We start from the raw sequence: 13183 nt of genomic DNA, 5'->3' as shown, positions 1-13183 counted from the left end.
TTATTTTTCGAATGMGATCTTTGTCGATTTTACGTTCTGTTTCAACTGATGCAAGTAAGCCCAAAACAACTCGTTGAAGGTTAGTTAAGGCGGAGCTTTCCATGAAGCCTTCGCGGTTGGTTTTTTCAACTAATCCAGTAGAGTCTTTAAGGGATAGATGTATAGCACCTATAATAAGGTTATTGCTTATTCCTTTTGTTGGCTTGTTTACGCGTCTTAGGTCAAGTCCTAGCCAGTCTTCTCCTGGCTCGCCATAGTTGTACACTCGTACGCCATCTCGATATATCCTTATGCCACCATTTTCATCCAGGTATTCGGTAAGGGTTTGAGTGTCAGCCATGAGTTTTAAAATTTCACGATCTCTGTCGTATATATAAAACTCTCCGCTTATCTCACCTATCCCACTTAACGTGTCGGCGTCTGTGATTTCATTTTTTTTTGTTGTTCCCTTGAGTGGCGGGATTAATAAAGGAACGTCGAGTCCATCGTTGTTTCTTCCTTCGATATTTATTCCAGGAGAAGGTTGGAATTTATAGTCCCAAGTAAATGAACCGTTGGGCTTTATTTTGAACGTAAATTTCCACGGCGCTCTTCTAAGAATTGCCTCCGGGTCAAGCAAGTCTTTAGTCCAGTCGGAGTGGCCGGGAACTAAGAGTTCAGCTTTGAAACCCTCTGGAGTTTCAAATGGGGAACAAATTGACGTTATTTGTTTGTGTAGACGGCGAACGTCTCCACGTGTCCATTTTTTTGATCTAAGATCCGTTATCTCTATCTTGGTTCCAGTGCTATTTCCAGTAAATACGATAGGATGTCTAAGTTTTACGCTGATTGGGGCTTCGTCGAGGAATGGTTTTTGGATTATTTCATTCCAGTTTATTTCAACTACGCACTCAAGTTCCCCGGCGGCCCTTGTGATAAGTGTTATATGATTTCCTAGTTTGTGAACGGYGAAACGTCCCAAACCTTTTTCTCCAAGAGGAAGTCGTTCGTGCTTCTCAGTACGTATTTCTAGTTTTCGCTGTTCTTGTCGATGGTTGTTTCCAGGGACTAACCAAATATCTTTGATTGTTTGTGGAGACATTCCAATGCCGTCGTCAGAGACCRTAATCTTTGGGTTTTCCTCATCTTTTAGATCGAGGGTTACAATCGATTCGTTCGCATCAGCATCATATGCATTTTTTACTAGCTCAAATACAGCAAGGCGCGGGCTGCCTATTAGCTCATCCCCCAAAAGCTGAAGGACTCTAGCGCGAGGGCGGAACGGCTGATTAAATTCCAGGTCTGAAGTGCTCACTTAGATCCTCTTCTAATAAAGTTGATGCGCTAGATAGTTTGTTTGCTAGTCATTTTTAGGCGGCTTTAATTTTAAGATTCATAGAGTCGCGAATTAATGACTCTACTATGGCTTTCATTACTGGAGAGCACACTGCATTCCCCATTAATTTAACTCTTTCTCTGCGTGTCACGTCAGGAAACTGGTATGAGTCGGGAAAACCCATTGCTTGGCGCAGTTCTTCGGGTTGTAACATTCTCATCATATGTCCTTGGTCTGTCGGTTGGACATAAGCAAAACGATCTACGGTTGTTACTGTTCGCAGAGGAGCATTTAGCGACTGCCAACCACCACTGCCATCAGTGCCGTAATAAACAATGAGAAAAGGCTCATTTGGCCCTAAAGCTGCGATCGCTCTATCTGCTCTAGCGAGAGTATCCTTCGCCCGCCTTTGAATACGAAGCGGGGTCATTTTGTAACGATCAGTTTTATCTAAAATGTCGAGTACTGTTTTTTGAGTTGAAACTATCGGTTTGATTTCGCTTGGCATTCCATTTAGGTCTGCGATCATAAAAAGACGTTTTCGTCGTTGAGGCACTCCATACAGCGAAGCGTCAATTACTTGTTCTCGAACCTTGTAGCCTAGAGCTTCGATTTCCTCTCGTAGTTCTCGGTATCTTGGCCATGGTTTCATATGAACAACGTTTTCAAGTGTTATCCATCTTGGTTTCATGGCAGCTGCAAAACGCACTACGTCGAATGCGGTATCTTTACTTTCATCAGATCTCGGCTTACTTCCTCTAGCGCAGGTATGATGAGTGCATTCAGGTGAGGAAATTAGTAAGTCAATAGGTCCGGTTTTTTTCAGCACGTCCTCTGGAGCAAGGGGACGAAGATCTTCATTAAACACGGTTGYGCATGGAAAATTAAGTTGGAAAGATTCAGCAGCAGGCTTCCAAAGATCAACGCCTCCAACGATTTTAACCCCGGCTTCGCGTGCTCCTAGGCTACTTCCCCCGGCGCCGCAAAACATGTCAAAAGCTCGGATTTCTTCCATTGCGTTTTCCTTGGGTGTGTAGATTTCCTTGAGCGGCTAAATTGGGTGTCCAGCCTTGGTCAAGGTGAAGCTTTAAAAAGCGGATTTAGAAACTGTAGGTTTAGATCTGAAATATACCTAAAAACTTTTCTCAAAAGACATCGGATGTCTATGCATTTTTTGATATCCGGCATTTTAGGATAAAAAAAGCCCTGAGCAAGTCAGGGCTTTCGTAATCCGGCTCGATTGAGCCCCAATATCAAAGGCGAGTGGCTATCAATCCCAGCTCAACGCACCACCAGTTTGGTATTCGATCACGCGAGTCTCAAAGAAATTCTTCTCTTTCTTCAAGTCCATAATCTCGCTCATCCAAGGGAACGGATTCGTAGTCCCCGGATACTCTTCCTTCAAACCGATCTGCGACAAACGACGGTTAGCGATGAACTTCAGATAGTCCTCCATCATCGCCGCATTCATACCCAACACCCCACGAGGCATGGTGTCACGAGCGTATTCAATCTCCAGCTGAGTCCCTTGCAGAATCATCTGGGTCGCTTCTTCCTTCATCTCAGCATCCCACAAATGTGGGTTTTCGATTTTGATCTGGTTGATCACGTCGATGCCGAAGTTCAGGTGCATGGATTCGTCGCGCAGGATGTATTGGAACTGCTCGGCGACGCCGGTCATTTTGTTGCGGCGGCCCATGGAGAGGATCTGGGTGAAGCCGCAGTAGAAGAAGATGCCTTCCAGAACGCAGTAGTAGGCGATCAGGTTGCGCAGCAACTCTTTGTCGGTGTCCGGGGTGCCGGTTTCGAACTTCGGATCGGAGATCGAACGGGTGTACTTCAGGCCCCAGGCTGCTTTTTTAGCGACCGATGGGATCTCGTGGTACATGTTGAAGATCTCGCCTTCATCCATGGCCAGCGATTCGATGCAGTACTGGTAGGCGTRGGTGTGGATCGCTTCTTCGAAAGCCTGGCGCAGGATGTACTGGCGGCATTCCGGGTTGGTGATCAGGCGGTACACGGCCAGGACCAGGTTGTTGGCAACCAGGGAGTCGGCGGTGGAGAAGAAGCCGAGGTTGCGCATGACGATGCGGCGCTCGTCGTCGGTCAGGCCTTCCGGGTTTTTCCAGAGGGCGATGTCGGCGGTCATGTTGACTTCTTGCGGCATCCAGTGGTTTGCGCAACCGTCCAGGTACTTCTGCCAGGCCCAGTCGTACTTGAATGGCACGAGTTGGTTGAGGTCGGCGCGGCAGTTGATCATGCGCTTTTCGTCAACGGCGACACGGGCGGAGGCRCCTTCGAGTTCGGCGAGGCCTTCGGCAACGTCGAGGGAGTTCAGTGCAGCCTTGGCGCGGGCGACAGCGGCCGAGTCGTCGGCGGTCACGGCGCGGGCTTCCAGCGCGGCGGCGCCGCCGGCGTTGTCCAGGCGGTCCATGTTGGCTTCGCTAGCGTGGCCGGCGTTGGCGCCTTTCACCGCTGCTACTTCACTGTCTTCTTTGTCGAATTCGTCCCAGCTCAGCATGACGTGTCGTCTCCTGCGTGAGGGCCTGTGCCCGTGTGAAACCTGATTGGTTGGTTTTTCACACGGTCGTACAGACCGCGTTGGATGTCGTTTTTTGCAGCGATGCACGCAGGCAAATAAACAGAAATTTTGACGGGTTCCGAGAGCCTCTGATGGGCGCAATCAGCGTTGAACGCTGCTGCGGGGCTTCAGAATGGCTTTTGCTCCCTGTAAGGGAATATTGCTGACCCGTATGGGGCGGCATTATAGGGAAAAAAACACGGCTGTGCTGAGGCGAATCCGCGCATGGAGCGGTCGAGGAGGGCGGATATTCGATGAGAGTGAGGGTTTACAGGGCTTTGCCGGGGGAAGATTTTTTTTCGTAAAAATCTCGCCATTGTGAATTTGCTCAAAAAACGAACAAAAAAATCGGTTTTTCACTACATCTAGTGTTTTGCAAGCATTTTTGCCGGCTTCAAACACAACTGAGCCCGACCGAAGTCGGGCTGGAATCGACCCTCAATGAAGCGCTGAGAGATCCAATTCGGTGCAGTCTCGAATCATCAATTGGTGCAGCCGTTGCCCATGATGCTGTAGCGCAGGATGTGACGCTGACCTTTGGAGTCGTCGTATTCCATTTTGGCTGGAACCACTTCGCAGACATTCGGAACTTCGCTCATGGAAACAACTTTGGCGATGTCCAGGTGAGTCGAGTAAGTGTATTCCTCAACAACCGGTTGTTGCTGCGCGACATCAGTCGGGACCTCATCTGCCATGGCGGTTGCGCACAGACTGCTGAGGGCCAGAACCAATAAAGCTTTCATTTCAGATTTACCTTTTTGAGGTCGAGTGGGGTCACGCAACCTTTTTAGGGTTGCGTGTGGAACTTCATCGTTTGCAGTTATTACTTGAGAGCTGGATTAACGGCCTTCGTGGGGGCTGTATCGTTGTTAATCGCGTTTGCCTTGTTGGCGAGGTGGATTTTAGGGAGATGGGGCGGGGGTAAACAGAGCGGGTTTTGATAAACACCTTTGGCAGATTTGGTAACAATCCCTTGAGATGGGGATTGATAACCGGGTGTTTTGTCTGTGTGACCGAGTTGTCTGAATYGCTTGCAGGCAAGCTCCCACAGGGTTGTGGGGTGTCTGAATAAATGGCGTGGGGCCTGCGTTTGGGGTATCTGGATGTTTTGTAGGGGCTTGTTACTACCATCGTCGAATGGTTCTATGGCCCCCGCCCCGTTACAACAGGGTCATACAAAAACAACTATTACACCGAGGTAGGAAAGATGAGTGCGGCTTCTCTGTATCCCGTTCGTCCCGAGGTTCTGGCTAACACGCTGACTGACGAGGCGACCTACAAAGCCATGTACCAGCAGTCGGTCGTCAACCCTGACGGCTTCTGGCGTGAGCAAGCCAAGCGTCTCGACTGGATCAAGCCTTTCACCACGGTGAAACAGACGTCGTTCGACGATCACCATGTCGACATCAAGTGGTTTGCCGACGGCACCCTGAACGTTTCCTACAACTGCCTCGACCGTCATCTGGCCGAGCGCGGCGATCAAGTCGCGATCATCTGGGAAGGCGACGATCCTTCCGAAAGCCGCAACATCACCTACCGCGAACTGCACGAGCAAGTGTGCAAACTGGCCAACGCCCTGCGTGGTCAAGACGTGCACCGTGGCGACGTGGTGACCATTTATATGCCGATGATTCCCGAAGCCGTGGTCGCCATGCTGGCCTGCACCCGGATCGGCGCGATTCACTCGGTGGTGTTCGGCGGTTTCTCGCCGGAAGCCCTGGCCGGTCGCATCATCGACTGCAAATCGAAAGTGGTGATCACCGCTGACGAAGGCATTCGCGCCGGCAAGAAGATTTCCCTCAAGGCCAACGTCGACGACGCGCTGACCAATCCGGAAACCAGCAGCATCCAGAAAGTCATCGTCTGCAAGCGCACCGGCGGCGACATCAAGTGGAACCAGCATCGCGACATCTGGTACGAAGACCTGATGAAAGTGGCGGGCACCGTCTGCGCGCCGAAAGAGATGGGTGCCGAAGAAGCGCTGTTCATCCTTTATACCTCAGGCTCCACCGGCAAACCGAAGGGCGTGCAGCACACCACTGGCGGGTATCTGTTGTATGCGGCGATGACCCACGAGCGCGTGTTCGACTACCGTCCTGGCGAAGTCTACTGGTGCACCGCCGACGTCGGCTGGGTCACCGGCCACAGCTACATCGTCTACGGCCCGCTGGCCAATGGCGCGACCACACTGCTGTTCGAAGGCGTGCCGAACTATCCGGACATCACCCGGGTGGCTAAGATCGTCGACAAGCACAAGGTCAATATCCTCTACACCGCACCGACCGCGATTCGCGCGATGATGGCTTCGGGTCAGGCCGCCGTTGAAGGTGCGGATGGYAGCAGCCTGCGCCTGCTCGGTTCGGTCGGCGAGCCGATCAACCCGGAAGCCTGGGACTGGTACTACAAGAATGTCGGCAAGTCGCGTTGCCCGATCGTCGATACCTGGTGGCAGACCGAAACCGGCGGCAACATGATGAGCCCGTTGCCGGGTGCCCACGCGCTGAAGCCGGGTTCGGCAGCACGTCCGTTCTTTGGTGTGGTGCCGGCGCTGGTCGACAACCTCGGTAACATCATCGAGGGCGAGGCCGAAGGCAATCTGGTGATTCTCGATTCGTGGCCAGGTCAGGCACGTACGCTGTATGGCGATCACGATCGTTTCGTCGATACCTACTTCAAGACCTTCCGTGGCATGTACTTCACCGGTGACGGCGCGCGTCGTGATGCCGATGGCTACTACTGGATCACCGGGCGTGTCGACGACGTGCTCAACGTCTCCGGCCACCGCATGGGCACGGCCGAGATCGAGAGCGCGATGGTTGCGCATCCGAAAGTCGCTGAGGCGGCGGTGGTCGGGGTACCGCATGACATCAAGGGGCAAGGCATTTATGTCTATGTCACGTTGAAGAATGGCGAGGAGCCGACCGAGCAGTTGCGTCTGGAGTTGAAGAACTGGGTGCGCAAGGAGATCGGGCCGATTGCTTCGCCGGACGTGATCCAGTGGGCACCGGGGTTGCCGAAGACGCGTTCGGGCAAGATCATGCGCCGCATTCTGCGCAAAATTGCCACGGCGGAATATGATGGGTTGGGGGATATCTCGACCTTGGCGGATCCGGGGGTGGTGCAGCATTTGATTGATACGCACAAGACGATGAATGTTGCTTAAGCATTCGGTTTGATGCATTGAAAAGCCCCGTCCGGTGTTAGCCGGGCGGGGCTTTTTTGTGTCTGGGGGTTTTGTGGTGGCTGGGCGGGCCTCTTCGCGAGCAGGCTCGCTCCCACAGTTTGACCGAGTACCTTCAGACAAAATGCAGACCCCTGTGGGAGCGAGCTTGCTCGCGAAAGCAATTTGTCAGACGCCGGTGTAGTCCCTCGTCGGAACCCAGATCCATCCAACCAATAATTATCGATCTACCCCGTAAGACATTTCCCACTGTTACCCAACACCTTCCTCGTAACCGAATGTGTAACCGCCCGCCCCGCGACGGGGCAAAGGGAAACGCATTGCCCCGTTTTAGAGCCTCGAAACCCCCGGTGAAAAATAAGACACAACGCTGCGCTTGCCGGATTAGAAGGGTTTGCGAATAATAGGCCCGCAATTTGCAGCATAGATCGGTTCACTGTCTTTCGCTCTTGCATGAAATTGCAAGGCTGTCAATGTGCTCAAGTCGCTTTCTCTGTGCATCTGTAATTAGTTGTCGCATTGAAGAAATATCGGCTTCGGGCCTGTCGTTAGAATGCCGATCACTCGCTCATCGTGGCTGACGTTGAAATCTCCGACGGTTTCAATGGGAAATTTCCCACCGATGCAGCAACCGATTTCCCGATTCACCCATTCGCATATTGGGCTGTCGCTCACTCTGCCGTTTTTGCCCTTTACCGATGGAGTCCCAAGATGAAGAAACTTGTGCTGCTTGGCGCCCTGGCACTGTCCGTGCTGTCGATGAACGCCTTCGCTGACGAAAAACCTCTGAAGATCGGTATCGAAGCGGCTTACCCTCCGTTCGCTTCGAAAGCACCGGACGGCAGCATCGTCGGTTTCGACTACGACATCGGCAACGCTCTGTGCGAGCAGATGCAGGTCAAGTGTGTGTGGGTCGAGCAAGAATTCGACGGTCTGATCCCGGCACTGAAAGTGCGCAAGATCGACGCGATCCTGTCGTCCATGTCGATCACTGAAGACCGCAAGAAGTCGGTCGACTTCACCAACAAGTACTACAACACTCCGGCACGTCTGGTCATGAAGGCCGGTACTCAGGTCAGCGAAGGTCTGGCTGAGCTGAAGGGCAAGAACATCGGCGTACAGCGTGGTTCGATCCACGAGCGTTTCGCCCGCGAAGTCCTGGCCCCGCTGGGTGCCGAGATCAAGCCGTACGGTTCGCAGAACGAAATCTACCTTGACGTGGCCGCCGGTCGCCTCGACGGCACCGTGGCTGACGCCACCCTGCTGCAAGACGGCTTCCTCAACACCGACGCCGGCAAAGGCTTTGCGTTCGCCGGCCCGGCGTTCACCGACGTCAAATACTTTGGCGACGGCGTAGGCATCGCAGTCCGTAAGGGCGACGCCCTGAAAGACAAGATCAACGCTGCCATCGCGGCCATCCGCGAAAACGGCAAATACAAGGCAATCCAGGACAAGTACTTCGCCTTCGATATCTACGGCAAGTAACACGTCTCTGCGACAAGTCCGAAATGGCGCAAGCAACAGGATCTCTGCGGTTTGCGCCATTTTTTCATCCCAACTTTCGAGGACCTGAATCATGTTGAAAGGCTACGGGGCTGTCATCCTCGATGGCGCATGGCTGACGCTTCAGCTCGCCTTGTCGTCCATGGCTCTGGCCATCGTTCTCGGGCTGATCGGTGTCGCGTTACGCCTGTCGCCGGTGCGCTGGCTGGCGTGGCTGGGCGATCTGTATTCCACGGTCATCCGCGGGATTCCTGATCTGGTGCTGATCCTGCTGATCTTTTACGGCGGTCAGGACTTGCTCAACCGCGTCGCACCGATGCTCGGCTATGACGATTACATCGACCTGAACCCGCTGGCCGCCGGTATCGGCACCCTCGGTTTCATCTTCGGTGCGTACCTGTCGGAAACCTTCCGTGGCGCCTTCATGGCGATCCCTAAAGGTCAGGCCGAAGCGGGCATGGCGTACGGCATGAGCAGTTTTCAGGTGTTCTTCCGGGTGATGGTGCCGCAGATGATTCGTCTGGCGATTCCGGGCTTCACCAACAACTGGCTGGTACTCACCAAGGCGACCGCGCTGATTTCCGTGGTCGGTCTGCAAGACATGATGTTCAAGGCCAAGCAGGCGGCAGATGCCACTCGCGAGCCTTTCACCTTCTTCCTCGCAGTGGCGGCGATGTACCTGGTGATCACCAGCGTCTCGTTGCTGGCATTGCGTCACCTTGAGAAGCGCTACTCGGTAGGCGTAAGGGCGGCTGATCTATGATCTTCGACTACAACGTCATTTGGGAGGCCATGCCGCTGTACCTCGGCGGCCTGCTGACCACCCTCAAATTGCTCGCGCTGTCGCTGTTTTTCGGTCTGCTTGCGGCTTTGCCGCTGGGGCTGATGCGCGTCTCGAAGAACCCGGTCGTCAACGGCGCCGCGTGGCTTTACACCTACGTGATCCGTGGCACGCCGATGCTGGTGCAACTGTTCCTGATCTACTACGGTTTGGCGCAGTTCGAAGCAGTACGCGAAAGCTTCTTGTGGCCGTGGTTGTCCAGTGCAACGTTCTGTGCGTGCCTGGCCTTCGCGGTCAACACCAGCGCCTACACCGCCGAGATCATCGCCGGCAGCCTCAAGGCCACGCCGAACGGTGAGATCGAAGCGGCCAAAGCCATGGGCATGTCGCGCTTCAAACTGTACAAACGCATTCTGCTGCCATCGGCCCTGCGCCGGGCACTGCCGCAGTACAGCAACGAAGTGATCATGATGCTGCAGACCACCAGTCTGGCCTCCATCGTGACCTTGATCGACATCACTGGCGCAGCGCGCACGGTCAACGCGCAGTTCTATCTGCCGTTCGAGGCGTACATCACCGCTGGCGTGTTCTACCTGTGCCTGACGTTCATTCTGGTCAAACTGTTCAAACTGGCCGAGCGTCGCTGGTTGAGCTACCTGGCCCCGCGGAAGCACTGATATGGAACGCATCGACCACGTATTGCCGTGGAGCCACCTGGGCAGCGAGCGCAAGATTTCCGTGTTCCGTTTCGGACGCGGTGAGCGCAAGGCCTACATTCAGGCCAGCCTGCACGCTGACGAATTGCCAGGCATGCGCACCGCTTGGGAGCTGAAAAAGCGCCTCGGCGAACTCGAAGCCAAAGGCTTGCTCAACGGTGTCATCGAACTGGTGCCGGTCGCCAACCCCTTGGGTCTCGGGCAATTGCTGCAAGGCAATCACCAGGGCCGCTTCGAGGCCGGCAGTGGCAAGAATTTCAATCGTGATTTCGTCGAACTGAGCGCGCCGGTTGCGGCCGCTTTGGCTGACAGCCTCGGTGATGATCCGCACGCCAATGTGCGTCTGATCCGTCAGGCGATGGCCGATCATCTGGCGGCATTGCCGGAGGCGAGCAGCCAGTTGCAAGGCATGCAGCGAGTTTTGCTAAGCCATGCCTGCACCGCTGATGTGGTGCTGGACTTGCACTGCGATGCCGAAGCCGCGCTGCACATGTACGCGTTGCCGCAGCACTGGCCGCAGTGGCGCTCACTGGCCGCGCATCTGAATGTGAAGGTCGGATTGCTGGCGGAAGATTCCGGCGGCAGTTCGTTCGATGAAGCCTGTTCGCTGCCGTGGCTGCGTCTGTCGCGGCAGTTCCCCGATGCGCAGATTCCGCTGGCGTGTCTGGCGACCACGATTGAGCTGGGCGGTCAGGCCGACACCGGTCGCGCTGAAGCCTGCGCCTATGCTGAAGGCATTCTCGCCTTCCTCGCCGAGCAGGGTTTGATCACTGGCGAGTGGCCGAACCCAGCACACGAAGCCTGTGAAGGCATGCCGTTCGAAGGCACCGAGTTGCTGTTCGCGCCGCATCCGGGCGTCGTAAGTTTTCTGCGCAAGCCCGGCGAGTGGGTCGAGGCGGGCGACGAGATTTTTGAAGTGATTGATCCTCTGTCCGATCGGGTCAGCACGGTGTGTGCTGGTACCTCCGGGGTGCTGTTTGCCATTGAACGGCTGCGTTATGCCCAACCCGGTTTCTGGCTGGCCAAGGTGGCGGGGCGCGAAGCGCTGCGTCACGGGCGCTTGCTCAACGACTGACTGACTGTTTTTGTGAGAACCGACCGCATGTACAAACTTGAAGTCCAAGACCTGCATAAACGCTATGGCAGTCACGAAGTGCTCAAGGGCGTGTCCCTGAAAGCGGCAGCCGGCGATGTGATCAGCATCATCGGCTCCAGTGGCTCCGGCAAAAGTACTTTCCTGCGCTGCATCAACCTGCTCGAGCAGCCGCACGCGGGCAAGATTCTGCTCAACAACGAAGAGCTGAAACTGGTGGCGAACAAGGACGGCGCGCTGAAAGCCGCTGATCCGAAACAGCTGCAACGCATGCGTTCGCGCCTGTCGATGGTGTTCCAGCATTTCAACCTGTGGTCGCACATGACTGCTATTGAAAACATCATGGAAGCGCCGGTGCACGTACTGGGCGTACCCAAGTACGAAGCCCGCGAGAAAGCCGAGTACTACCTGAACAAGGTCGGCGTGGCCCATCGTAAAGACGCGTTCCCGGGGCACATGTCCGGTGGCGAGCAGCAGCGTGTGGCGATCGCCCGTGCGCTGGCGATGGAGCCTGAGGTGATGCTGTTCGACGAACCGACTTCAGCCCTCGACCCGGAGCTGGTGGGCGACGTGCTGAAAGTCATGCAAGCACTGGCTCAGGAAGGTCGCACCATGGTCGTGGTTACGCACGAAATGGGCTTTGCCCGTGAAGTGTCGAACCAGTTGGTGTTCCTGCACAAAGGTGTGGTTGAAGAAAGCGGCAACCCGCGCGAAGTGCTGGTGAATCCGCAATCGGAACGTTTGCAGCAATTCCTCTCGGGCAGCCTCAAGTAATCGCTGCCGTTATGCACCAGATTAGGTCATGCTTCGCGACCTAGAGACTGACCAAAATCCCCTGTGAGAGCGAGCTTGCTCGCGAAAGCGGTAGTTCAGATAGCAACGATGTTGACTGATACACCGCCATCGCGAGCAAGCTCGCTCCCACAATGGATCTCTGTCAGCCTCATGATTTGTGTTCATTTACGGGCTAGCATTGGCCCATGCCTTCATCACTGTTCTTCGTTTCGGATCGCCCGCCCATGACTGCCCATCGAATTGGTTTCCTGATTTGGCCCAGCACTAAAGCGTTGACGCTGGCGCTGGCGGAGGAAGCCTTGCGTGTTGCTCAGCGTGTGCACCCGGAGGTGGTTTACGAGCTGTCGTTCCTGCAGGCGGAAGCCGTGACCGCAGCGGCGGCCGAAGGCGCCTGGCAATTGCCCGGTGAAGCCTGGACCGGCAAACTCGAAAACTTCCAGAAACTGTTCCTGCTCGCTGACGAACCGCCGACCACATTGGCGCCGGCACTGAGCAGTGCGCTCAAGCAATTGGTACGTGCGGGTACGGTCATCGGCGGTCTGTCGGCCGGTGTCTATCCGTTGGCGCAACTGGGGTTGCTCGACGGTTATCGTGCTGCCGTGCACTGGCGCTGGCAGGACGATTTCGCCGAGCGTTTCCCTAAAGTCATTGCCACCAGTCATCTGTTCGACTGGGATCGTGATCGCCTGACCGCGTGTGGCGGCATGTCCGTGCTTGATCTGCTGCTGGCGGTATTGGCTCGCGATCACGGTGCAGAGTTGGCCGGAGCGGTTTCGGAAGAACTGGTCGTTGAACGCATTCGCGAGGGCGGCGAGCGTCAGCGCATCCCGTTGCAGAACCGTCTCGGCTCCAGCCATCCGAAGCTCACCCAAGCGGTGTTGCTGATGGAAGCCAACATCGAAGAACCGCTGACCACCGACGAAATCGCCCAGCATGTGTGCGTGTCCCGTCGCCAGTTGGAGCGGATCTTCAAGCAATACCTCAACCGTGTGCCGAGCCAGTACTACCTGGAACTGCGCCTGAACAAGGCCCGGCAGATGTTGATGCAGACCAGCAAGTCGATCATCCAGATCGGCCTGTCCTGTGGCTTCTCCTCGGGGCCGCATTTCTCCAGCGCCTATCGCAACTTCTTCGGTGCCACGCCGCGGGAAGATCGCAACCAGCGGCGCAGCAGCAGCCCGTTCGAGTTGTCGTCAGTGCCGCCAGAGCGTGGCTGAC

General features: G+C 55.2%; 11 protein-coding genes. 7 read left to right on the top strand and 4 right to left on the bottom strand.

Annotated elements, in window-relative coordinates; genetic code table 11:
• The 4 genes from AC1DVF_RS25055 to AC1DVF_RS25040 form a co-directional block, all read right to left on the bottom strand.
• The coding region (locus AC1DVF_RS25055; RefSeq protein ID WP_477783313.1) for an ATP-binding protein at window positions 1-1294 on the bottom strand (1294 nt) is incomplete at its 3' end.
• A gap of 55 nt (window positions 1295-1349) precedes the next feature.
• Window positions 1350-2330 carry a DNA cytosine methyltransferase gene (locus AC1DVF_RS25050; protein WP_477783312.1) on the bottom strand — a complete coding sequence of 327 codons (981 nt, stop codon included), beginning with the start codon at window positions 2328-2330 and terminating at the stop codon, window positions 1350-1352.
• 255 nt (window positions 2331-2585) lie between these two features.
• Window positions 2586-3836 carry a ribonucleotide-diphosphate reductase subunit beta gene (locus AC1DVF_RS25045; protein ID WP_477783311.1) on the bottom strand — a complete coding sequence of 417 codons (1251 nt, stop codon included), beginning with the start codon at window positions 3834-3836 and terminating at the stop codon, window positions 2586-2588.
• A gap of 542 nt (window positions 3837-4378) precedes the next feature.
• Window positions 4379-4639 carry a DUF2790 domain-containing protein gene (locus tag AC1DVF_RS25040; protein ID WP_093430405.1) on the bottom strand — a complete coding sequence of 87 codons (261 nt, stop codon included), beginning with the start codon at window positions 4637-4639 and terminating at the stop codon, window positions 4379-4381.
• 464 nt (window positions 4640-5103) lie between these two features.
• On the opposite strand from AC1DVF_RS25040, the gene acs reads away from it, so the two are divergent.
• From acs to argR, 7 genes are all read left to right on the top strand, one after another.
• The gene (gene acs, locus AC1DVF_RS25035; protein WP_007912698.1) at window positions 5104-7059 is read left to right on the top strand and encodes an acetate--CoA ligase; all 1956 of its coding nucleotides are present in this window, start codon (window positions 5104-5106) and stop codon (window positions 7057-7059) included.
• Between the two features lie 729 nt (window positions 7060-7788).
• On the top strand, window positions 7789-8562 hold the full coding sequence (locus tag AC1DVF_RS25030) for an ABC transporter substrate-binding protein (protein ID WP_038366516.1): 774 nt from the start codon (window positions 7789-7791) through the stop codon (window positions 8560-8562).
• A gap of 91 nt (window positions 8563-8653) precedes the next feature.
• Window positions 8654-9343, top strand: coding sequence for an ABC transporter permease (locus AC1DVF_RS25025; RefSeq protein ID WP_016773583.1), 690 nt, complete (start codon window positions 8654-8656; stop codon window positions 9341-9343).
• Complete coding sequence (locus AC1DVF_RS25020; RefSeq protein WP_007912703.1) at window positions 9340-10038, top strand: ABC transporter permease; 699 nt, start codon at window positions 9340-9342, stop codon at window positions 10036-10038. The genes AC1DVF_RS25025 and AC1DVF_RS25020 overlap by 4 nt, the downstream gene beginning before the upstream one ends.
• Before the next feature lies 1 nt (window position 10039).
• Window positions 10040-11152, top strand: coding sequence for a M14 family metallopeptidase (locus AC1DVF_RS25015; RefSeq protein ID WP_257355936.1), 1113 nt, complete (start codon window positions 10040-10042; stop codon window positions 11150-11152).
• Window positions 11153-11179: 27 nt separating this feature from the next.
• Entirely contained in the window at window positions 11180-11944 is a 765-nt protein-coding gene (locus AC1DVF_RS25010; RefSeq protein WP_007912705.1) for an ABC transporter ATP-binding protein, read from the top strand.
• A gap of 245 nt (window positions 11945-12189) precedes the next feature.
• A complete protein-coding gene (argR, locus tag AC1DVF_RS25005) occupies window positions 12190-13182 on the top strand; it encodes a transcriptional regulator ArgR (protein ID WP_176471324.1) in 993 nt (330 codons plus the stop codon).
• Window position 13183 lies beyond the last annotated feature (1 nt).

This window comes from Pseudomonas sp. P4_D7 (assembly GCF_056401755.1).
Note: the sequence above shows the minus strand (reverse complement) of the source record. Positions and strands in the feature narration are given on the sequence as shown.